This is a genomic window from Blastococcus sp. SYSU DS0533 (genome assembly GCF_054050775.1).
The window spans coordinates 101844-122620 of record NZ_JBJGZZ010000010.1; the positions used below are offsets into that span (position 1 = coordinate 101844).

Sequence of the window (20777 nt, forward strand, 5' to 3'; positions counted from 1 at the left end):
GGATCAGCCGCCGCTGCCCAGCCGGGACGCGAGCGCGAACGCCAGCTTCGATGCGCGCGGCGACGGGCGGGCGCCGGCGGCCAGCAGCACCTCCCCCACGGCGGCGAGCAGCGGTTCCGGGCCGTCGACGAGCTCGACCTCCAGCTCCCGCCAGCTGCGCACCTCGGGTGCCCCTCCGCCGGTGCCCGCGCCGACCGTCGCCGTGACCGTGTCGTCGGCCAGCTCGGCCAGCACCCGGCCGGCGGCGTCGCGCAGCGCCGTCACCACCCGCCGGGTGCGCATCGTCACGACCGGCGCGGGGACCTCCCCGGCCAGGAGACCGCCGATCACCTCGAGGAGCTCGGCCGGCGCCACGTCGGTGCCGTCGGCCAGCGGCGCGTGGAGCTCGCGGCGGGCCGCGGCGCCGGCGGGCAGCTTGAGGTGCCAGCCCTCGTCCGGCCCGCCGGTACGGCGGCGCAGCGTGACCCGGGCGCGCACCAGCCGGAGGTCCGGGGTGTCGTGGTAGACCGCCGTCAGCTCGTGCACCACCGGGTCGGCGACGGCGGCTACCCCGGGGACCTCGTCGAGGCGGGGCACGGTGAACTCCCCGTCGACGTCGAACTTCCGCTCGATCTCCAGCTGCTCGGCGACCACGCGCCCGACGGTAGGGCACCCCGGCGTGCGGCGGCTGCCCGGCGCCCTGGCTAGCGTGGCGGGCATGGCCCCCACCCGCGACCCCCGGTGGGCCGTCGCGGCGGCGGTGCCGTGGGCGGTGTGGGCGGTGGTGCGCCGCACCGGCAGCGAACGGGGCTTCCCGCTGGTGCCCGCGCTCGCCTTCACCCCCTACGCCGCCGGTACCGCCGTGCTGCCGCTGGCGGTGGCCGTCCGGGCCCGGTCCCGCGCCGCCGTCCTGCTCGCCGCCGGCGCGGGCGCGGTGCTCGCCGGCGCGGTGCGCTCGCACCGGGGCCGCCCGGCGGTCGCGCCCCCGCCGGCGGGCCGGCGGGTGCGGATCGCCACGGTGAGCCTGCGGCGGGGCCTCGTCCCCGCGGAGGCCGTCGTCGACCTGGTCCGCCGGCACGGGATCGACCTCCTGGCGGTGCAGGAGCTCACCCCGCAGGCGGAGCGGCGGCTGCGCGCCGCCGGGCTGGCCGAGGCGCTGCCGCACGCCCACGTCGTCCCGGCCCGCCCGGGGAGCGAGCCGGCGGCGTCCGGAGCGGTCTGGAGCCGCCTGCCCCTCGGCGCCCGGACCGCGGTGCCGGGCGGGTTCGAGCAGCCCGCGGTGCGGGTGCCGGGCGGGCCCGGGCCCGAGCTCGAGGTGACCGCGGTGCACACGCGCCCGCCGGCGACGTCCGCGGCTGCCGTCCGCGGCTGGACGGAGGACCTCGCCGCGCTCCCCGGCCCGGAGCCGGGCGTCCTGCGGGTGCTGGCGGGCGACTTCAACGCCACGCTGGACCACGCGGCGCTGCGCGCGGTCCTGCGCCGCGGGTACCTGGACGCCGCCCGCGCCGTCGGCCGCGGCCACCTGCGCACGTGGAGCCCATTGCGCTCGCCGGTGCCGCGGCTGGGCCTGGACCACGTGCTCGTCGACCCGCGGCTGGCCGTCGCCGGGTGCACCTCCGTCCCCGTGCGGGGCAGCGACCACCGGTCGGTGGTGGTGGACCTGGTGCTGCCCGCCGGCTGAGCGCCGGACCGGCGATGTTCGCCGAGCCCGCCCGGTGGGCAGCCCTGACGGGGTGGCGCGCGGCCGAGCGCGCCCCACGGAGGGGAGCCGACCCATGTTGAGCCAGCACGAGGTCACCGCCGCGATCGGCAGCACCGCCTACGGCGACGGGGGCGACAAGCTGGGCACCGTCGAACACTTCTTCGTCGACGACCGGACCGGGGAGCCGACCTGGGTGGCGGTGACGACCGGGCTGTTCGGCACCCGGCACTCGATCGTCCCGGCCCGCGAGGCGTCCTGGGAGGACGGCCGGCTGCGGCTGCCGGTCACCGCGCAGGCGGTGACGAGCGCCCCGGCCGTGGAAGGCACCCACCTCGACCCACGGGACGAGGAAGAGCTGCGCCGCCACTACGGGCTGGCCGGGGAGCACCCGGGGACGCCGGCGGGCGGCCGCCACCACGAGCGCGACGACGCCGGGTCCCCCGCCCCCGCGGCGACGCAGACCCCCGGCGCCATGACGACGCAGACCTCCGGCGCCATGACCCGGAGCGAGGAGCGGCTCCGGGTCGGCACGGAGCAGGTCGCCGCCCGACGGGTCCGCCTGGTCAAGTACGTCGTCACCGAGGAGGTGCAGGTGACGGTGCCGGTGCGCCGGGAGGAGATCCGGCTGGAGGAGGTGCCGCTGGAGGACGCCGGTACGGCGCGGACCGGCACGGCGGGCACCGGCACGACGCGGGACACCGGCGTCGAGGAGTCGCTGGTGCCCGAGGGGGGCCCCTCCACCGGGCTCCCGGACGAGATCGTGCTCCACGCCGAACGGCCGGTGTTCAGCGTGGAGGTGGTGCCGGTCGAGCGGGTGCGGCTGCGGACCGAGGTGGTCGAGGGCCGCGAGACGGTGACCGAGCAGGTGCTGCGGGAGCAGATCAGCGTCGACCGCGAGGACGCACCCCGCCCCTGACCGGTGGGCGGCTCAGCCGCGCCGGTCGGCGAGGAACCGCAGCCGGTCGCGGGTGGCGGCGACCTCCGCGGCGTCGACGTCGGCGAGCACGATGGTCTCGGTGCCGGCGGCGGTCGCCAGGAGCTCCCCCATCGGGCTGACGATGCGGCTGTCCCCGGTGTGCTCGGTGCCGTCGCCCGCCGTGCCGACGCGGTTCACCCCGACCACGTAGGCCTGGTTCTCGATCGCCCGGGCCTGCAGCAGGGTCTGCCAGTGGTGCCGCCGGGCGGCCGGCCAGTTGGCCACCACCACGTACAGGTCGGTCTCCAGGGCGGCGTGCCAGAAGACGTCGGCGAAGCGCAGGTCGTAGCAGATGAACGGGGTGATCCGCAGACCCCCGATCGTCACCGTGACCGGCCCGTCGCCGGCGCGGAACCGCTCGTGCTCGCCGCCGTGGGTGAACGGGTGCAGCTTGCGGTACCGGTGCGTCGTGCCGTCCGGCCCGGCGAGGACGAAGGAGTTGTAGGGCAGCTCCCCGTCTCCCCCACCCTCCCCGCCGGTACCGGGGGCGATCTCCGGGCAGCTGCCGCCCACCCACACACCGTGCTCGGCGGCCTGGGCGGCGAGGAAGGCCGCCGAGGGACCGTCCTCGGGCTCCCCGATGCCCGGCGTCATGGAGAAGCCGGTGGAGAAGGTCTCGGTGAGCAGGACCAGCTCGGCGCCCGCGCCGGCGGCCCGGGCCACCTGGCGGGACAACCGGGCGAAATTCGCCTCGCGGTCCTCCCAGACGATGTCGTGCTGCACCGCAGCCACCCTCATGCCAGCCTCCTCAGCCGCTGGGCCGCCTCGGCGAGGACGGCGTCGCTCTTGCAGAACGCGAACCGGACCAGGTGCCGCCCCAGGGCGGCGTGCTCCGGCGTGTAGAAGACCACGGTCGGGATGGCGACGACGCCCGCCCGCTCCGGCAGCGCGCGGCAGAAGGCCAGCCCGTCGCCGTCGGGCTGCACGCCGCGGACGTCCACGGTGGCGAAGTAGGTCGCCTGCGGGCTGATCACCGGCAGCCCGGCGTCCTGCAGCCCGGCCACCAGGACGTCCCGCCGGTACTGCAGGTCGCGGGCGATGCCGGCGAAGTACGCCTCCGGCAGCCGCAGCCCGGCGGCCACCGCCGGCTGGAACGGCCCGGCGTTGACGTAGGTGAGGAACTGCTTCGCGGTGCGGACGGCGGCCACGAGCGGTGCCGGGCCGCACACCCAGCCGACCTTCCAGCCGGTGACGTTGAAGGTCTTGCCGGCGCTGGAGACGACGACCGTCCGCTCCCGCATGCCGGGCAGGGTGGCCAGGGAGACGTGCCGGGCGCCGTCGAACACCAGGTGCTCGTAGACCTCGTCGGTGACGACCAGGAGGTCGTGCGCCGTGGCCAGCTCGGCCAGGACCGCGAGCTCCGCGCCGCTGAGCACCGTCCCGGTCGGGTTGTGCGGTGAGTTGACCAGCAGCAGGCGGGTGCGCGGGGTGATCGCCGCGCGCAGCTCGGCCTGGTCGAAGGTCCACGGCCCGGCGCCGTCGTCCGGCGGGTGCAGCGGCACCGGGCGCACCACGCCGCCGGCCATCGCGACCGAGGCGCTGTAGCTGTCGTAGATCGGCTCGAAGAGCACCACCTCGTCGCCGGGCTCGAGCAGCGCGAGCATCGCGGCGGCCAGCGCCTCGGTCGCGCCGGCGGTGACGAGCACCTCGGTGTCGGGGTCGTAGGCCGGGTGGGCGGGGGAGGCGCAGTACCGCTCCCGGTGCTCGGCGACGGCGGCGCGCAGCTCGGGGGTGCCAGGGCCGGGCGGGTACTGGTCGGCGCCGGTGCCGATGGCGGCGCGGGCGGCGTCGAGCACCTCCGGCGGCCCCGGGTAGTCGGGGAAGCCCTGCCCGAGGTTCACCGACCCGGTGGCGACCGCGAGCGCGCTCATCTCGGCGAAGACCGTCGTCCCGAAGCCGCGCAGCCGGGACGCCAGCGGTACGGCCATGCGGCTCCCTCCCGGGGGGTGGTTCCACGTGGAACGGTTACTTGATGCGGACGTCCTCGTGCCCCTCGATCGCGACGACGTCGCCGGAGCGCAGCTGCCGGCCGCGCCGGTCCTCGGGCTCACCGTTGACCGTCACCGCGCCCGAGAGCAGCACGTCCTTCACCTGGGCCCCGGTGGGGACGGCGTCGACGAGCTTGAGCAGCTGGCCCAGCCGGATGCTCTCCTCGCCCGGTCGGAGGTCGACGGTCTGCACGGGCTCAGTCTGCCGCGCCGCGCAGCTCGTCACCGACCCGGACCCGGCCCGGGGCGAGCACGGCGGCCCGCACCGCGAGCAGGCCCTCCCGCTGGCGGTGCACGGTCTTGAGCACCGAGGTGTCGCGCGCGATCCCGCCGGGCTGGGGCCGGGTGGTCATCACGCAGCGCGGGATCCCCGTGCCGAACCGCAGCCTCGCCCCGCCGAGCTCGGCCTCCGTCCCCCGCAACGCGTCCTCGCCCGCGCCGTCGAGGACGACGTTGGCCCGGAAGCGACGCCGGTCCCAGGTGCCGAGGGTGCCGGTCGAGACCAGGGAGAGCCGGATCCGCGGGCTGTCGTGGAAGGGACCCGGCGCCCCCTCCCACTGCAGCCACTCCGCGGGATCGGGCTCGTCGTCGTCCACGGCGGACTCGTACGTCGGGACGTCGGCGCAGTCCTCCGGCGCCGCCCGTAGCTCCACCCGGCGGTCCAGCCAGCGCGACAGCACCGCCTCGTCGCTGGAGACCGTTCCGTCGGGCAGGACCACCTGCACCCCGCCGTCCGGCCGCAGCCGGGCCGCGCCGAAGAGCAGCTCGGGCACCCGGCGGGCGGTCAGCCCGAAGCCGGTGTCCCGGTCGAACAGCGCCCAGCGCCGGTCGCCCTCGAGCCCGAGCGGGCCCACCTCCGCCTCGGTCAGCCGCTCGCCCTGCAGCGACTTCACCGGGTAGCGCCAGAGCTCGAGCACCCGCACGTCAGGCCGCCGGGGTCCAGGTCAGCGACCAGGTGCCGGCCCACTCCCCACCCGGCTCGAGCACGTGCAGGTCGACGCCGTCGGCCAGCGCGTTCGGCGGGCAGGTCATCGGCTCGACCGCCAGGCTGCGCCGCCACTGGCCCTCGGGGAGCGTGTCCCCGGTGTAGACCTGCAGCCACGGCCAGGCGGCGTCCGCGGAGACGGTGAGCTCACCGGCGCTGCCCCGCAGCCGCACGTGCCACCAGCCGTCGTCGTCGCGCTGCAGGTCGGTGAGCGGCGTGTCGAGCGCGCGGTCGCCGATCCGGCCGACGTCGCCGTCGAAGGGCTGCCGCTCCCCCGTCGGCAGCCCGCCGTCCAGGAGCAGCTCCGTGCGGGCCGGCAGCACCAGCTCGGCCTCACCGATCCCGCCGTCCTCCACCGCCCCGACCGAGAGGTAGGGGTGGAACCCGGCGCCGAAGGGCGCCGGCCCGGTCCCGCTGTTGAGGACCCGCAGCGTGCTGGTGAGCCCGCCGGCCGTGAGTGCGTGCTCCACCGCGACGGCGAGCCGGAACGGGTAGCCGGGCTGCGGCTCGACCGTCGTCCCGACCGTGACGGACCCGTGCGCCTCCGCCAGCACCGCCCACGGTTGCCAGGTGACCAGGCCGTGGATGGCGTGCGGCTCCTCGGGCGAGCGGACGTCGAGCTGCAACTCGGTCCCCCGCCAGTTCCAGCGGCCGTGCCGGAGGCGGTTGGGCCAGGGCACCAGGGTGGCGCCGCGCCAGCCGGGCAGCACCTCCCCGGCCGGGTAGCCGTCCAGCACCTCCCAGCCGCCGACGGCGAGCCGGCGCAGCGTGCCGCCGCGCAGGTCGACGGCGAGGGTGGCGTCGCCGGCGGCGAGCTCCACCTCGGTGCGGTCGGGGTCGGGGCCGGGCCAGACGTCGGGCATGGCGTCAGCTCACCACATCCCCGCCCCGCTGCCCCGGCGAGATCTGCACCCGCCCCCATCGAGCCGTCGACGGGGGCGGGTGTGCAGATCTGGCGCGTCAGGGGTTGTAGGCCACCTGCTCGGCGAACTCCAGCACCTGCTCCTGGGTGAAGGCATCGGGCACCTGCAGCGTGAAGGCGGTGCCGTCCGCGAACTGCGCCTGGAGGAACCAGCCGCGGTCCCTCAGGCCGTTGTCGACCCGCACCAGCGCGGCCGGCCGGCCCTGCACCGTCACGTCGAGCTGCGGGCCGACCGGGCCCATGAGGTTCTCGCGCACCTGCGGCAGCGGGGGGACGTCCTCGGGCAGCGGCACGTGCACGGTGATGGTCTGCTGCTCGTAGGAGTCGTTGACCAGCGTGAGGACCCGGCCCATCTTGTAGAACTGCACGGACCAGCCGGCCGGGGCCAGTTCCGCGGTGAGCGTGGCCCGCTGCGGCCGGTCGACCAGCGACCCGGCGACCGCGACGAGGTCGGCCGTCCGGCTGTAGCGGCCCTCGCCGGTCATGACGATCCACTGGTCGTCCCGGCGTTCCCAGAGCAGCTCGGCGAACCGCTCCCGCTGGCAGACCGTCAGGCCGTCGTCGCAGTAGACGTCGCGCACCCCCCGGACGAGGTCGGCGTCCACGCCACCGACGCCGACCTCGGCGCGCTCGGTCACGTCGACGGAGGCGTGGGCGTCCTCGAGCCAGTCCGGCTCCTCCTCGTGGACCCCGACCGTGAACCGGTCGGTCCCGTCGGCAGAGTCGTACTCGGCGAAGCCGGCGGACTCCCCGTCGCCGCTGAACGCCGGGGCCATGCCGGCCGGTGCCGGGTCGAGCGAGAGCGGGAAGGTCGGCATCGCGAAGTCGACCAGGGTCACGCTCGTGGCCGGCGTGCCGGGGCCGTCCGGGGCGGCGATGACGACAGCAGCGGTCCAGGCAGCGGCCACCGCCACGGTCGCCACCCCGGTGCGGACGACGAGCCGCCGGCCCGGGCGCCGCCGGGGGGCCGGACCCTCGATCTCGGCGAGCAGCGCGGCTCGGGCGGCCGAGCGGGCGGCGGGGGAGAGCGGTGGGGCGGCGGGGCCGGCCTCGCGGAGGAGCGTCAGGTCGTTCATCGGTCCTCCTCCTCGGAGGTCGGCGCGAAGGGGGAGACGTCGCCGAGGGCGGCGCGGGTCTGGCGGCGGGCGCGGTGCAGCCGGGAGCGCACCGTGCCGACGGGGACGTCGAGGACGGCGGCGATCTCCTCGTAGCCGAGCTGGCCCCAGGCGAGCAGCAGCAGGGTGTCCCGGTCCCGGGGCTCGAGCCGCGCCAGCGCGGCGGCGAGCGGTCCGTGCAGCGCCTGGGCGTCGAGCCGGTCGGCGGACTCACCCGGGTCCTCGCCGTGCCGCTCGGGCTCGGCGGCGGCCCGGGCCAGCGCCCGGTAGCGGCGCTGCTCGGTGCGCCGGTGACCGTGCACGACGTTGGTCGCGATGCCCAGCAGCCACGGCCGGACCTCGACGTGCTCGGGCCGGTAGGCCGCGCGACGCCGGAAGGCGACGAGGAACGTCTCGCTGAGCAGGTCGTCGGCGAGCTCCCCCACGCGGCGGCCCAGGTAGCGGTGGACGGTGGCGGCGTGCCGGTCGAACAGCGGGGCGAACTCCGCAGGGTCGTCGACCGAGCGGGCGATCAGCTCGGCGTCGCCGGGGAGGGCGTCGGGCAGCGACCGCAGACGCGGGGGGTCCTCGGGTGGACCGGCGGACCGGTGCACCGCCGTGGGGCTCACGGTCGGTGGTGAGCCGGCCGCGATCGGTGAAGTCGTCACACCCGTTGATGTCCGGTGCGCGGGATCCGGTTCACGCCGCCCTGCGCCGCTCCGGACCCCCGGTGCGGCGCGCCCCGTCGCGCCGGGCTCAGGCGCAGTTCTCGTCGCCGTAGCCGGTCACGGTCCCTGCGGCGGCCAGGAACTCCTGGGCGTCGTCCTCGCTCAGCTCTCCGCTGGTCACCGCACCCTCCAGGTCGCCGTCGGCCGGGAACATCTCGGCCATGAGGTCCACGGCCTCCTGCACCTCGTCCCCGGCCTCGTCCGGGACGACGTCGGCCAGCTCCTCCAGCTCGGCCTTGGCCTGGTCGGTCTCGTCCGACTGGATCTGGTCGATCGCGTCGTACTGCGCGCAGAAGTCCTCGACGCCGGCGCCGCCGCAGGCGGAGAGCGAGAAGGGCAGAGCGGCCGCGACGGTGGCCACGGCGAGCGGGCGGAGGCGCATGGGGGTCCCTTCGGCGATTCGATCGGGTTGCCGGTGCCCGACCGCGTCGGGACACCTTCACACACCCTGCCGTCGTTCCTGGTCAGCCCGGAGCAGGAAGGACCGGTCCCGCGACCACCCGCTCGAAGAACAGGGAACCGGCTGCGTCGGGGTCGCCCACGTAGTCACCGAAGGCCGCGGTCGGTCGGTAGCCGGCGCCCGCGTAGAGGCCGACCGCCTCCGGCTGGAGCGGGCCGGTCTCCAGCCGCAGCGTCGTCCAGCCGCAGCCACGGGCGGCGTCCTCCAGCGCGGCCAGCACCGCCTTGGACACCCCGCGCCCCCGCGCGGCCGGCACCACGTACATGCGCTTGACCTCGGCCACGCCGTCCCCGAGCGCCCGGAGGGCTCCGCAGCCCAGCGCCGTCCCGTCGTCGTCACGGGCGAGCAGCACCACCGCGACGTCGGCGGCCGAGGGGTGGGTGCCCGGCTCGTCCTTGCCGCCGTAGCGGGCGCGCACCTCGGTCTGCTGGTCGGTGGTGAGCCGCCGGACGTCGGGGTCGTCCCAGGCTGCCGTCTCGATGATCACGGACGCCGATCCTGCCAACGGCCCGCGCAGCCTGCGGAGGTACCGTCCGCTGGACGCCCCGATGCGAAGGAGCACCGTGCCGGTCGACCGCGAACTGCCCACCGCCGAGGCCGAGGACCTGCTGGACCTCACCCGGGAGATCGCCGACGCCGAGCTGGCCCCGCAGGCGGCGTCGCACGAGCGCGAGGAGCGCTTTCCCCGCCAGGCGTTCCGCCTCCTCGGGGAGGCCGGGCTCATGGGGCTGCCCTTCCCCGAGGAGGTCGGCGGCGGCGGGCAGCCCTACGCCGTCTACCTGCAGGTGCTCGAGGAGCTCGCCGCGCGCTGGGCCACCGTGGCACTGGGCATCAGCGTGCACACGCTGGCCTGCTCCCCCATCGCGAACTTCGGCACCGAGGCGCAGCGCCGCGACCTGCTGCCCGAGATGGTGGGCGGCACCCTGATCGGCGCCTACTCGCTGTCGGAGGCCCACGCCGGCTCGGACGTCGCGGCCATGCGCGCCAGCGCCACCCCCACCGACGACGGCTGGATCGCCCGCGGCGAGAAGGCGTGGGTCACCCACGGCGGGCACGCCGACTTCTACTCGACGTTCCTGCGCACCCCGGCGGACGGGCCACGGGGCATCTCCTGCTTCCACCTCACCCCGGACCTGCCCGGCTTCAGCGCCGCGAAGCCCGAGGAGAAGATGGGGCTGACCGGCTCCACGACCGCGGCGATCCGGCTCGACGACGTGGCCATCCCCGCCGACCGGCTGGTGGGCGAGCCCGGCCGCGGCATGGCCATCGCCCTCGGGGCCCTGGACTCCGGGCGCCTGGGCATCAGCGCCGTCGCCGTCGGCCTGGCCCAGTCGGCCCTCGACGTCGCCGTCGCGTACGCCGTCGAGCGGGAGGCGTTCGGGCGTCCGATCGCCGAGCACCAGGGCGTGCAGTTCCTGCTCGCCGACATGGCTGCGGCGGTGGAGTCCGCCCGGGCCACCTACCTCGTGGCCGCCCGCCGCAAGGACGCGGGCAAGCCGTTCTCCCGCCAGGCCAGCATCGCGAAGCTGGTGGCCACCGACGCCGCCATGAAGGTCACCACCGACGCCGTCCAGGTGCTCGGCGGTGCCGGCTACACCCGCGACCACCCGGCCGAGCGGTACATGCGCGAGGCGAAGGTCATGCAGATCTTCGAGGGCACCAACCAGATCCAGCGGATGGTCATCGGCCGCCACCTGACGGCGGGGGCGGTGCCACCCGCGGGCTGACGGGTTCCACGTGGAACCGGTGACAGCTGTCAGTGGTCCCGGCGGGGTCCCGCGGCCCAGACTGGTGTCCCCGAACGAGGAGCGCACCGTGGCCGAGCCCCACCTCCGCGCCGCCGATTCCGACCGCGCCGCCGTCGCCACCACCCTGGGCCGCGCGATGTCGGAAGGCCGGCTGACCGTCGCCGAGTACGACGAGCGGCTGGCCCGGGCGTACGCGGCCCGCACCTTCGGCGAGCTCGCCGAGCTGACCACCGACCTGCCCGCCGCGGCTCCGCGCCCGGCGGCGGCCCGGTCGGCGCACCCCGCGCCCGCGTGCGGCAGCCGGGGCCACGGGCGCAGCCACCTCCGGGTCCAGTGGGGGTCGTGGTCGAGCACCGCGGTCATCGTCCTGCTCGTCTGGGGCATCACGTCGCTGGCGTCGGGCGAGCTGCTCTACTTCTGGCCGTTCTGGGTGATCGTGCCGTGGGGCGCCGTCCTGCTCATGGGCCGGACGTTCGGCGGCGGTCGTGATGCGGACCCCGACGGTGGGCGGGGCCCGCGGGCCGTGCACGGCCGCTGAGCGGTGGCGCCTTGACCCCGGGCCGACCGCCGGGCAGCCGGCGGCTTGTCCGGATCGCCGCAGCGCCCGGCGAGAACCCCCCCGATCGGGCCGGACCGCTCAAGGTCTCCGCCGGTGGTCCCGACAGCACTCCCGTGTCCGCCCCACCGAGCCCGCTGACGTCCACCGCCGTATCCGCGTCCGTCGCGGACCCGGCGCGCCTGGCGGCGGTCAGCAGCTACCGGCTGGCCGGCCACGACGCGGTTGCCGAGCTCGACGCCCTCGTGGCGCACATGGCCCGGACGCTGGACGTGCCGATCGCGCTCATCAATCTCGTCAGTCCCGACCTCCAGTGCTACCCCGCCGAGCACGGGGTGGGAGTCCCGCGCACCCATGTGCACGACGAGGTCTCCTTCTGCGCCCATGTCGTCACCGAGCGTGCGCCGATGACGGTCGCCGACGCCCGGACCCACCCGGTCTTCGCCGCCAACCCGCTCGTGCGGACCGGCAGCGTCGCCGCCTACGCCGGCGTGCCCCTCATCGACGAGGACGGCTTCGTCCTCGGCGCCCTGAGCGTCTTCGACGGGGCACCACGCACCTTCACCGACGGTGACCAGCAAGTGCTGCACACCCTCGCCGGGCTGGTCCGCGTCGTGCTCTCCCTGCGGCGCCGCGCGGCCGCGCAGGCTTGGACCGGCCGGCTGCTGGCCGCCCAGGGCCGAGCCCTGGAACAGATGGCCACCGGCCGACCCCTCGCCACCACCCTGGACCTGCTGGCGGCCACCGCACGCGATCTCGCCCCGGATGCCGACCAGCCGCAGCTGCAGGTGCTGCGGAGCGCCGTCGACCGGCTCTCCGCCCTGGCCACGGAAGCCGCCCGGTGGCGGAACGACACCGAGCGCATGGCCCGGCAGGACCCGCTGACCGGCCTGGCCAACCGGAGCTGCTTCACCGAGTCAGGCGCCGCAGCACTCGCCGGTGGAGGGGCGGTGCTGTTCATCGACCTGGACCGGTTCAAGGACGTCAACGACCGCGGTGGCCACGCCCTCGGTGACCAGCTGCTCGTCCGTCTGGCGGGTGCGCTCCGCGAGCGAGTGACGACCGTCGTCCCCGGCGCGGTGATCGGCCGCCTCGGCGGGGACGAGTTCGCCGTGGTCCTCCCCGCGACGGACCACGCGACCGCCGCAGAGCTGGGCGAGGACCTCCTCCACGTCCTCACGGACGAAGTCCGGGTCGGACGGAGGACGATCCTGGTCTCGTGCAGCATCGGGGTGGCGTCGGCGCCCCCGCATGCGACGTTCGACGACGTCCTCCGTGCCGCCGACAGCGCCATGTACGCGGCGAAGGACGCGGGCCGAGGACGCGTCCGCACCGTGAGCTGCTGCTGAGAGCAGCTGCGCCGGCCCGGAGGTTCGCGTGCGCGAGCCTGGCCGACAGCGAATGGTCGATGCCTCGAGGGCGCCACCGTCCCCGGCCACGGGTCGCACGCGCGGAGCCGTGCGCATCTCCGGCCCTGGCCGAGACGGACGATCCGCGGGGCGCTGCAGCACTCATGCGGGGGAGGGACGCACTCGGGGCCTCAAGTCGAGACCCGATCGGCCGATACCGGCTGTGAAGACGGGAGCAGGTGGCTGAGCGTCAGCGCCTGGCCGGACAGGACGGGGGCACCGTGGACGAAGCAACAGCACTGGCGGGGACCTCCACGGTGACCACGCGCCTGGTGCTGCGGGTGGTCACCGCGCGGGGCGCCGGGGGCGCCGCCGAGCGCGTGCTCGAGCGCGCAGGTCTGGCGGACCGGCGGACATCGCTGCAGAGCCTCCGGAGCAGGGTGTCCTACACGGAGAAGCTGCGCCTGTTCGACGCGGCAGCCGAGGAGCTCGGTGACCCGCGGATCGGGCTCGCACTGGGCGAGGCCGCCATGTCGGATCCTGCGGTGACGGCGCTGCGGCGCGTGCTGACCACCTTCGGGACCCCAGCCGGACTGCTCCGTCAGGTGTCGCGGATCTCCACCCGCCTGGACACCTCCGCGGTGTTCCGCTGCGAGTCGGCAGCGGACGGGACCGCGCAGCTGACCTGGCGGGTGCTGCCGCCGCACCACCCCGGTCGCGTGGACTGCGACTACAACATCGGCATGCTCAGGGAGGTTCCGGTGCTGTTCGGTTTCCCACCCGCGCTCGTCGAGCACTGGAGCTGCCAGGTCGACGGCGCCCCGCGGTGCCGGTACACGGTCACCTGGCAGGAGGAGCAGCCCTCCCGCTCCCGGTGGCGGGTCCGCGGCCGGCCCCGCCCCACGTCCAAGGGCACGGCGCACGCGGCCGTGGCGGAGACGGCGGAGCGCCTGCACGACCTGCAGGAGGCGGTCACCGACCTGCTCAACGGCGACTCCCTGGAGGAGGTGCTCGACCGCGTCGCCGAGCGCGCGGACCGCGCCGTGCACGCCCCCGGCTACGTCCTCGACGTCCGGCTGCCGCACGGGAAGCGGCACGTGCGCTCGCGCGGCCTCGGGTCCTCGGTGCTGGCCGCGATCGGGGACCGGCCGCTCGAGGTCGGGTGCCGGGAGGTCGGGGGCGCCTCGGTGCTGTCCGTGCCGGTCGCCTCCGCGACGCGGGACTACGGGATCCTGGCCGTCGTCGGCTGGCCCGGCCAGGAGCCCTTCCCCGGCGACGTCGACCTGCTCACCGCCTACGCCCGGCACGCGGCAGCGGCCATCGAGATGACGGCATCGCTCACGGAGGCACGCGAGCAGGAGGAGACCGCACGGCTGCTGCTCACCGTCGCGCGGTCACTGGCCGGACGTCGGGAGGCGCAGCAGATCGCCCAGACCGTCGCCGATGCCGTGCCCGGTCTCTGCGGCGCCGACCGCGCTGCGGTCGCCCTGTGGGATCCCGGGATGCAGGCGGTCTGGATCGCCGGCCTGAGCGGCTGGCCGCCGGGGCCGGCCGAGCACCTGGCCGGGTTCGTGACCACCACGCAGGAGAGCCCCGAGCTGTGCGAGCTGATCGCCGTCGGGGCGCCCATGCTGGTCGACCGGTCGAGCTCGGCCTGGGCCGACGAGGTGCTCGGCCACTTCGGGGTCACCGCGATGGGCGGGGTGCCCATCAAGGTCGACGACCGGCTGGTGGGGATCGTCCTCGCTCACTGGGTCGACAGCACACCGCCGACCACCCTCGGCGAGGGGATCACCGAACGCCTCTGGGGTCTGTCCGGCCTGGCCGGTGTGGCGCTGGACAACACGCAGCTGCTGGACGAGATGCGGCACCGGGCCGCGCACGACGCGCTCACCGGTCTGCCGAACCGCACCCTCCTGCACTCGCGCATGCAGAAGGCGCTGAGCCGTCCCGATGCCCCGGCCGGCCGCACCGCCCTGCTCTTCTGCGACGTCAGCCGGCTCAAGCGCGTCAACGACAGCCTCGGGCACGGCGCCGGCGACGAGGTGCTGACGGAGGTCGCCCGCCGGCTGCGGTCGGCGGTCCGCGACCACGACACCGTGGCCCGGTTCAGCGGTGACGAGTTCGCCGTCCTGCTGCCCGGCACGTCCGAGCCCGACGCCCGAGAGGTGGTCGACCGGATCCACCGGTCCCTGGCCCCTGCGGTGCGGGTGGGGCACGACGAGGTGTTCGTCGACCTGGCCATCGGCCTCGCCGTGGCCGAGGTGCCGGGGCACATGCCCGACGACGCCGTCCTGGACGCGGCCCAGGACCTGCTCCAGCGCGCCGAGGAGGACATGCACCGCTGCAAGACCGGTCCCGCGGGGCTGGAGGAGCACGACCAGCGGGCACGGGAGCGCCTGCGCCTGGAGACCGATCTGCACAGCGCGGTCGGACGAGGAGAGATCGCCCTCCACCTGCAGCCTCAGGTCGACCTCGCGAGCGGCCGCATCGTCGCCGTCGAGGCCCTCGCGCGCTGGCAGCACCCCACCCTCGGCCCCGTCCCGCCCGACATCTTCGTGCCCATCGCCGAGGCGAGCGGTCGCATCCGCGAGATCGGCGACCACGTCCTGCTCGAAGCGTGCCGGACCGTCGCGGCCTGGCGGGCAGACGGGCTGGACCTCGAGGTGGCCGTCAACGTCTCCGCCGTCCAGCTCACCGATCCCGACTTCGCCGGGACCGTGCTCCGCGTCCTCGCCGAGACCGGGCTGCCGGCCCGGTCGTTGACCCTGGAGGTGACCGAGAGCCAGGTGCTCACCGAGGTCGCCACCCGCCACGGCCACCTCGAGCACCTCCGCGCCCTCGGTGTCGGCATCTCCGTGGATGACTTCGGCACCGGCTACTCCTCCCTGGCCCAGCTCCAGCGGCTGCCGGTGAGCGAGCTCAAGGTCGACCGGTCCTTCACCTCTCAGCTGACCGGGTCCGCACCCTCCTCACCGCTCGTCGCCGGGATCATCGGTCTCGCCCACGGCCTCGGCCTTCGTGTCGTGGCCGAAGGCGTGGAGACGCACGCCCAGTCCGAGGCGCTCCACGACATGGCCTGCGACCGCGTGCAGGGCTACCTGTTCGGCCGTCCGGCGCCACCGCCGGTCGTGCGGGATCTCCTCGCCGCGAGGAACGGAGCATCGACGCCCGAGCACCGGTGACGACGGGAGCCGGGGGCCCACGCGACCTGCCGGTGGGTCAGCGGATCCGACCAGGCAGCGGTGGGGGCCCCAGCCGCCCTGGGGCCGTCGCTGCACCGCGGAAAGCCATGGCGGACGACGACGAGCTGGCGATCCGCCAGTCGGCCTCCTTGACGTAGTCGAACCAGACCAGCACCCGTACGTCCCGCTCGGCGACGAGGCCGAACAACCCCGTGATCCACTCGGCCTTGTCGCCGCCCTGCTCCGCCGAACCCACCTCCGTGATCGCCACAGGGCGGTCCGACAGGCGGGCCAACGCATCCAGCGTCCCCCCGAACAGCTGCTCGGGCGTCCGCCAGCCACCCCAGGGCAGCGCCGAGCCTCCGTTGTACCCGTCGACGGCGACCCAGTCGACGACGTGGTCGCCGGGGAACAAGGGTTCGATCGCGGCATATCCCGGCGCGGGGACGTTCACGCACCACACCCAGACGACGCGGCGCGCACCCTCCCGCTCGAAGACCTGCCGGACATGGGTGAAGGCAGCCACCGCGTCGGCGGGTCGGTTGCCGTTCACCCCGGCACCCCAGGGGTAGAAGGGCGCGTTCAGCTCGTGGAGGAACCGCAGTGCCACTGGACGCCCCCAGTCCCGGACCTGCCTCGCGAACGCGGCCACGTACTCGTCGTGCGCCCCTGCAGCGATGCGGTCCAAGGCGTAATCGGGCTGCTCGGCACCCGCACCGGGAGCCCACGGTTCCCAGGTGAGCAGCGGGAGAGCTCCTCGCCGGGTGGCAGCCTCCGCCCGCTCGGCGTCGAACGGCGGCGCCCCCTCCCAGGCCTGGAACCACTGGTAGATCCCGGCGGGCGCCCCGGCCGTCGCCCGGAAGTCGTCCAATGCGCCCGGCTCGTCGGCCGCGACCCCCAGGGTGAGCGGCGCCGGAGCGGAGCAGCCGGCGACGAGGGGCATGGCCACGACGGCCAGCAGGGCCGCCGACAGGAGCGCGCGACACCGTCCCACCGGCCCAGGCTCTCACGCTGCGTCACGACCTCGCCTGATGTCGGCCTCCGCCGACCTGCCGACGAGCGGGAAGCGGCTGGTCGGGGCATCGTGGGACGAACCGCCCTGCAGGACGCCGCGGGTGGAGCGTACGGACGGTGAGGGGAATCCGTGACGATGTCGGCCGCCGGCGGGCCAGCAGCCGCGCACGAGGAGAACCGGGTCCGGGCACTCGAGGACCTCGGGGTGCTGCACGTGGGCCCGGAGGAACGGTTCGACCGCATCACCCGGCTGGCCCGCCGGCTCTTCGGCGTCTCCACCGCCGCGGTCACGTTGGTCGACCAGGAGCGCCAGCACGTCAAGTCGGCCGAGGGCGCTCCCTTGAACGACTCGCCCCGGGCCGACGCCTTCTGCAACGAGACCATCAAGGACCCCGGCATCCTGGTGGTCGAGGACGCCGTCGCGGACGCACGGTTCGCCGGGTCCCCCCTGGTCCTCGGTGATCCGCACATCCGCTTCTACGCCGGGCGCCCGCTGCGGGCCCCGGGCGGCTACCAGGTCGGTGCCCTGTGCCTGATCGACGACCGCCCCCGGCAACTGGCGCCGACCGAGCAGGAACTGCTGGACGAGCTCGCCGGCTGGGTCGAGCAGGAACTCACCCGCTCCGCCGAGATGCGGCAGGCCGGTGCCGTCCAGCGGGCGCTGTTCCCCCGCCACCGCCCGCACGTCACCGGGTACGACGTGCTGGGTGCATGCGTGCCTGCCCGCGCGGTCGGCGGTGACTTCATCGACTGGTACCAGGCTCCCGGTGGGGACCTGGTCCTCACGCTCGGCGACGTGATGGGCAAGGGGTTGTCGGCCGGGATCATCATGGCGACCGTGCGGGCGGCCATGCGGGCGGTCGGGCGGCACACCGAGCCCGCCGCAGCCCTCGCCGAGGCCGCTGAGGCGCTGTACGAGGACCTCGACCGGACCGCCACGCTGGTCACCCTGTGCCACGCGCGCCTCTCACCAGACCAACACGTCCTCCGCTACAGCGATGCCGGCCACGGACTCATGCTCCTGCTGCGCGCCGACGGGACCGTCGAGCGGCCTCCGGCCGGGGGCCTGCCCCTCGGGGTGCTCCCCGGCCAGGAGTGGGTCGACGACAGCGTCGTCCTTGCGCCCGGGGACACGGTGGTGGCCTTCAGCGACGGGGTGCTCGACCTCTTCGACGGCTCGCTGGCCGCCCTCGACGAGATCACCGCCCTGGCGCTCCGGTCGGCCGGAGCTGCCGACATCGTCAACGGCATCGCCCGATGGGCACGGATGGCGGATCCGCTCGCCGACGACGTCGCCGTGCTGGTCGTCCGGCGGATCCGGTGAGACACGCGCGCCCCCGGCACCGGGCCCCCGCGGGGCGGCAGGCCCGGCTCGCGCTGATCCGCGTGCTCGTGGTGCTCACCCTGGTCACCGGGGTGAACTACGTGGCCTGGCGGTGGTTGTTCTCGGTGAACTGGGACAACTGGTGGATCGCCGTGCCGTTGGTGCTCGCCGAGACCTACAGCCTGATCGACGCGTTCCTCTTCGGCGCGACGATGTGGCGGTGGCGGCAACGGGGGGAGCCGGACGCACCGCCACCGGACGCCACCGTCGACGTCTTCATCACCACGTACAACGAACCCCTCGACCTGGTGATGACCACCGCGCGAGCCGCCGACGCCATCCGCTTCCCGCACCGGACCTGGGTGCTCGACGACGGCGACCGGGCCGACCTGCGGGCCGCCGCGCTGGAGGCCGGCATCGGCTACATCACGCGCAGCGCCGACTGGGCCGAGCGGCCCCGCCACGCCAAGGCCGGCAACCTCAACAACGCGCTGTTCACCACCGACGGCGAGTTCCTGCTCATCCTCGACGCCGACCAGGTGCCCGACCCGGCCATCCTCGACCGCACCCTGGGCTACTTCCGCGACCCGCAGGTGGCCCTGGTCCAGACGCCGCAGTGGTTCGTCAACGTCGACGAGGCCGACCCACTGGGCAGCCAGGCACCGCTCTTCTACGGACCCATCCAGCAGGGGAAGGACGGTTGGAACGCCGCCTTCTTCTGCGGTTCGAACGCCGTGCTGCGCCGAGAGGCGCTCATGCAGCTCGGCGTCGTGGGGTACGTGCGCGAGGTCGAACGCGCGGTCGCCTCCGCCCTGCGGACCGCCCAGGACGTCATCGCGCGCGCCCGGCAGGAGGCACGTGACCAGGCCCCCGCCGTCCTGGCCGCGCTCGACGACGTGGCCGCCGCCGTCAGGGAGGCCCGGGGCGCCCTGCGGGCGGGGGAACCGGTCTCCGAGATCACCTACCGCTTCCAGCGGCGGGTCGACGCCGCCGGCCAGGGCGTGGTGGCCGCCGACGTGGCTGCCCTCCAGGACGACCTGGCGGCGATCCGGACGCTCCCGGTCGAGCCGGACAGCGAACTGGGCGCCGTCGTGATCGACGAAGTGGCCCTGCGTCGCCTCGCCCAGCGGGACTGGTCACCGTTGGGGGCGCTGGAGTCGGTCAAGGCGCTGGTCGACGCGGTGGACGTGGGCCTCGGCCACGAGGCCCAGCCGGTGATGCCGCTGGCCACCATCTCGGTGACCGAGGACATGGCGACCGCCATGCGGCTGCACGCGCTCGGCTGGCGCACGGTCTACCACCACGAGGTGCTCGCCCGGGGGCTGGCACCCGAGGACCTCGGCACGATGCTGCAGCAACGGCTGCGCTGGTCGCAGGGCACCCTGCAGGTGATGCTCCGCGAGAACCCCCTGGTCCAGCGCGGGTTGAGCGCCGGGCAGCGGCTGATGTACCTCGCCACCATGTGGAGCTACCTGTCCGGCTTCGCAGCCGTCGTCTACATCGCGGCACCGGTCCTCTACCTGTTCTTCGGGATCCGGCCGGTGGAGAGCTTCGGCGGCGACTTCCTGATCCGGCTCGCGCCCTACCTTCTCGCCACCCAGCTCCTCTTCCTCGTCGTCGGCTACGGGATCAGGACCTGGCGGGGTCAGCAGTACAGCCTGGCGCTGTTCCCCTTGTGGATACGCGCCTGCACGACCGCCGTCGGCAACGTCGTGTTCGGCCGCAGTCTCGGCTTCGTGGTGACGCCGAAGACCCGCCAGGAGAGCAGCGGGTTCCCCTGGCGCCTGGTGCTGCCGCAGCTCATCACGATCGGCCTCCTGGTCACCGCCCTGGTCGTCGGCCTCGTCCGGCTGGCCCTGGGGCTGGCGCCGACAGCGGTCGGGACCTGGGTCAACGTCGTCTGGGTGCTGTACGACCTGGTCGTGCTCAGCGTCATCATCCAGGCCGGTCGCTACCGCGGACCGGCCGCGAACGAGGAGGCAGGGACGTGATCGACGTCGACACCGACACCGCACCGGGAGCGGCCCTGCTCCGGCCCGAAGGCCGGTTGACGATGGTGACCGCCCCTCAGCTGCGCGCAGCCGTGACCCAGGCGCTCGCCGGAGGTAGGACTCGGATCGTCGTGGACCTCAGCGTCTGCGAGTTCATCGACTCGTCCGGGCTGGGCGCCATCATCGGCGGCCTCAAGACCGCCCGGCAGGCGGGTGGCGACCTTCGCATCGCCGCGCCCGGCGAGCAGGTGCGCATGGTGCTCCAGCTGACCAACCTCGACCGGGTGCTGAGGGCCTACCCCAGCGTGGCGGAGGCACTCGATGCGACCTGAGGTGCTCCGCACCCGGACGCTGCCGGTCCAGCCGGCAGCCCTCGAGGCTCTGCACGAGCTCATCACCGACCTGTGGCAGGAGAGCCCGGCCGTTCCCCACGGCGACCGCCTGCGGTTCGAGACCGCGGTCACCGAGATCGCCGGCAACGTCGTCAAGCACGCCGGCACCGCACCCGGCAGGACGTTCACCGTCGAGCTGACGGTGTACCCGGACCGGTTGGAGGCCCACCTCCAGGACCGTGGTCGACCGGCTGCGGTGGACCTCGACGTCGTGACCCTGCCCGACGAGCTCGCCGAGTCCGGGCGGGGCCTGGCCCTGGCCGTGGCTGCGGTCGACGAACTGACCTACCGACGGGATGGCGCGGTCAACCACTGGCGTGTCGTACGCCGCCGCCGGCCGGAGGACGCGTGACCGCGGAGGGAGGCGTGCTCCCCGGCCGCCGC

At 74.9% G+C, this 20777-nt stretch carries 21 protein-coding genes; 10 read left to right on the forward strand and 11 right to left on the reverse strand.

Translation table 11 applies throughout. From position 1 onward, the window contains the following. Positions 1 to 3: 3 nt before the first annotated feature. On the reverse strand, positions 4 to 633 hold the full coding sequence (locus tag ACI79W_RS13475) for a CYTH domain-containing protein (protein ID WP_456562595.1): 630 nt from the start codon (positions 631 to 633) through the stop codon (positions 4 to 6). Positions 634 to 697: 64 nt separating this feature from the next. Between ACI79W_RS13475 and ACI79W_RS13480 the strand changes: the two genes are divergently transcribed. Both ACI79W_RS13480 and ACI79W_RS13485 read left to right on the forward strand, forming a co-directional pair. Then, on the forward strand, positions 698 to 1660 hold the full coding sequence (locus ACI79W_RS13480; protein ID WP_456562596.1) for an endonuclease/exonuclease/phosphatase family protein: 963 nt from the start codon (positions 698 to 700) through the stop codon (positions 1658 to 1660). A gap of 94 nt (positions 1661 to 1754) precedes the next feature. Further along, positions 1755 to 2597 carry a DUF2382 domain-containing protein gene (locus ACI79W_RS13485; RefSeq protein WP_456562597.1) on the forward strand — a complete coding sequence of 281 codons (843 nt, stop codon included), beginning with the start codon at positions 1755 to 1757 and terminating at the stop codon, positions 2595 to 2597. A gap of 12 nt (positions 2598 to 2609) precedes the next feature. On the opposite strand, the gene ACI79W_RS13490 is transcribed toward ACI79W_RS13485, so the two are convergent. The 9 genes from ACI79W_RS13490 to ACI79W_RS13530 form a co-directional block, all read right to left on the reverse strand. Then, entirely contained in the window at positions 2610 to 3395 is a 786-nt protein-coding gene (locus ACI79W_RS13490; RefSeq protein ID WP_456562598.1) for a nitrilase-related carbon-nitrogen hydrolase, read from the reverse strand. After that, positions 3392 to 4585 carry a pyridoxal phosphate-dependent aminotransferase gene (locus ACI79W_RS13495; protein WP_456562599.1) on the reverse strand — a complete coding sequence of 398 codons (1194 nt, stop codon included), beginning with the start codon at positions 4583 to 4585 and terminating at the stop codon, positions 3392 to 3394. The genes ACI79W_RS13490 and ACI79W_RS13495 overlap by 4 nt, the downstream gene beginning before the upstream one ends. 37 nt (positions 4586 to 4622) lie before the next feature. After that, on the reverse strand, positions 4623 to 4838 hold the full coding sequence (locus ACI79W_RS13500) for an RNA-binding S4 domain-containing protein (RefSeq protein WP_456562600.1): 216 nt from the start codon (positions 4836 to 4838) through the stop codon (positions 4623 to 4625). A gap of 4 nt (positions 4839 to 4842) precedes the next feature. After that, the gene (locus ACI79W_RS13505; RefSeq protein ID WP_456562601.1) at positions 4843 to 5562 is read right to left on the reverse strand and encodes an MOSC domain-containing protein; all 720 of its coding nucleotides are present in this window, start codon (positions 5560 to 5562) and stop codon (positions 4843 to 4845) included. A 7-nt stretch (positions 5563 to 5569) separates the two neighbouring features. Continuing rightward, positions 5570 to 6493: an aldose 1-epimerase family protein gene (locus tag ACI79W_RS13510; RefSeq protein ID WP_456562602.1), complete on the reverse strand. Its 924-nt coding sequence runs from the start codon at positions 6491 to 6493 to the stop codon at positions 5570 to 5572. Between the two features lie 97 nt (positions 6494 to 6590). Continuing rightward, positions 6591 to 7628 (reverse strand): hypothetical protein, encoded by a 1038-nt coding sequence (locus ACI79W_RS13515; RefSeq protein ID WP_456562603.1) that lies wholly within the window; start codon positions 7626 to 7628, stop codon positions 6591 to 6593. Next, complete coding sequence (locus ACI79W_RS13520; protein ID WP_456562604.1) at positions 7625 to 8275, reverse strand: RNA polymerase sigma factor; 651 nt, start codon at positions 8273 to 8275, stop codon at positions 7625 to 7627. The genes ACI79W_RS13515 and ACI79W_RS13520 overlap by 4 nt, the downstream gene beginning before the upstream one ends. 127 nt (positions 8276 to 8402) lie before the next feature. Then, positions 8403 to 8756 carry a hypothetical protein gene (locus tag ACI79W_RS13525; RefSeq protein WP_456562605.1) on the reverse strand — a complete coding sequence of 118 codons (354 nt, stop codon included), beginning with the start codon at positions 8754 to 8756 and terminating at the stop codon, positions 8403 to 8405. Between the two features lie 82 nt (positions 8757 to 8838). Further along, positions 8839 to 9321 carry a GNAT family N-acetyltransferase gene (locus tag ACI79W_RS13530; RefSeq protein WP_456562606.1) on the reverse strand — a complete coding sequence of 161 codons (483 nt, stop codon included), beginning with the start codon at positions 9319 to 9321 and terminating at the stop codon, positions 8839 to 8841. A gap of 76 nt (positions 9322 to 9397) precedes the next feature. On the opposite strand from ACI79W_RS13530, the gene ACI79W_RS13535 reads away from it, so the two are divergent. The 4 genes from ACI79W_RS13535 (at position 9398) to ACI79W_RS13550 (ending at position 15672) form a co-directional block, all read left to right on the forward strand. After that, complete coding sequence (locus ACI79W_RS13535) at positions 9398 to 10561, forward strand: acyl-CoA dehydrogenase family protein (protein ID WP_456562607.1); 1164 nt, start codon at positions 9398 to 9400, stop codon at positions 10559 to 10561. Between the two features lie 88 nt (positions 10562 to 10649). Next, positions 10650 to 11120 (forward strand): DUF1707 SHOCT-like domain-containing protein, encoded by a 471-nt coding sequence (locus tag ACI79W_RS13540; protein ID WP_456562608.1) that lies wholly within the window; start codon positions 10650 to 10652, stop codon positions 11118 to 11120. 134 nt (positions 11121 to 11254) lie between these two features. Then, complete coding sequence (locus tag ACI79W_RS13545; RefSeq protein ID WP_456562609.1) at positions 11255 to 12487, forward strand: diguanylate cyclase domain-containing protein; 1233 nt, start codon at positions 11255 to 11257, stop codon at positions 12485 to 12487. A 317-nt stretch (positions 12488 to 12804) separates the two neighbouring features. Then, positions 12805 to 15672, forward strand: coding sequence for an EAL domain-containing protein (locus tag ACI79W_RS13550; RefSeq protein ID WP_456562610.1), 2868 nt, complete (start codon positions 12805 to 12807; stop codon positions 15670 to 15672). 37 nt (positions 15673 to 15709) lie between these two features. Here ACI79W_RS13550 and ACI79W_RS13555 read toward each other — a convergent pair whose 3' ends face one another. Continuing rightward, on the reverse strand, positions 15710 to 16666 hold the full coding sequence (locus tag ACI79W_RS13555) for a glycoside hydrolase family 26 protein (RefSeq protein ID WP_456562611.1): 957 nt from the start codon (positions 16664 to 16666) through the stop codon (positions 15710 to 15712). A gap of 156 nt (positions 16667 to 16822) precedes the next feature. On the opposite strand from ACI79W_RS13555, the gene ACI79W_RS13560 reads away from it, so the two are divergent. Genes ACI79W_RS13560 through ACI79W_RS13575 form a run of 4 tightly spaced genes read left to right on the forward strand, consistent with a single transcriptional unit; the run spans position 16823 to position 20745 of the window. Beyond that, complete coding sequence (locus tag ACI79W_RS13560) at positions 16823 to 18010, forward strand: PP2C family protein-serine/threonine phosphatase (RefSeq protein ID WP_456562648.1); 1188 nt, start codon at positions 16823 to 16825, stop codon at positions 18008 to 18010. Further along, entirely contained in the window at positions 18007 to 20001 is a 1995-nt protein-coding gene (locus ACI79W_RS13565; RefSeq protein WP_456562612.1) for a glycosyltransferase, read from the forward strand. Before ACI79W_RS13560 ends, ACI79W_RS13565 begins: the two co-directional genes overlap by 4 nt. Beyond that, complete coding sequence (locus ACI79W_RS13570) at positions 19998 to 20333, forward strand: STAS domain-containing protein (protein WP_456562613.1); 336 nt, start codon at positions 19998 to 20000, stop codon at positions 20331 to 20333. The genes ACI79W_RS13565 and ACI79W_RS13570 overlap by 4 nt, the downstream gene beginning before the upstream one ends. Then, complete coding sequence (locus ACI79W_RS13575; protein WP_456562614.1) at positions 20323 to 20745, forward strand: ATP-binding protein; 423 nt, start codon at positions 20323 to 20325, stop codon at positions 20743 to 20745. The genes ACI79W_RS13570 and ACI79W_RS13575 overlap by 11 nt, the downstream gene beginning before the upstream one ends. Positions 20746 to 20777: the final 32 nt, after the last annotated feature.

Coding starts and splice junctions, on each gene's coding strand:
- ACI79W_RS13510 (WP_456562602.1), bottom strand. CDS start 6,493: ATGCCCGACGTCTGGCCCGGCCCCGACCCCGACCGCACCGAGGTGGAG.
- ACI79W_RS13495 (WP_456562599.1), bottom strand. CDS start 4,585: ATGGCCGTACCGCTGGCGTCCCGGCTGCGCGGCTTCGGGACGACGGTC.
- ACI79W_RS13560 (WP_456562648.1), top strand. CDS start 16,823: ATGTCGGCCGCCGGCGGGCCAGCAGCCGCGCACGAGGAGAACCGGGTC.
- ACI79W_RS13480 (WP_456562596.1), top strand. CDS start 698: ATGGCCCCCACCCGCGACCCCCGGTGGGCCGTCGCGGCGGCGGTGCCG.
- ACI79W_RS13575 (WP_456562614.1), top strand. CDS start 20,323: ATGCGACCTGAGGTGCTCCGCACCCGGACGCTGCCGGTCCAGCCGGCA.
- ACI79W_RS13485 (WP_456562597.1), top strand. CDS start 1,755: ATGTTGAGCCAGCACGAGGTCACCGCCGCGATCGGCAGCACCGCCTAC.
- ACI79W_RS13525 (WP_456562605.1), bottom strand. CDS start 8,756: ATGCGCCTCCGCCCGCTCGCCGTGGCCACCGTCGCGGCCGCTCTGCCC.
- ACI79W_RS13515 (WP_456562603.1), bottom strand. CDS start 7,628: ATGAACGACCTGACGCTCCTCCGCGAGGCCGGCCCCGCCGCCCCACCG.
- ACI79W_RS13490 (WP_456562598.1), bottom strand. CDS start 3,395: ATGAGGGTGGCTGCGGTGCAGCACGACATCGTCTGGGAGGACCGCGAG.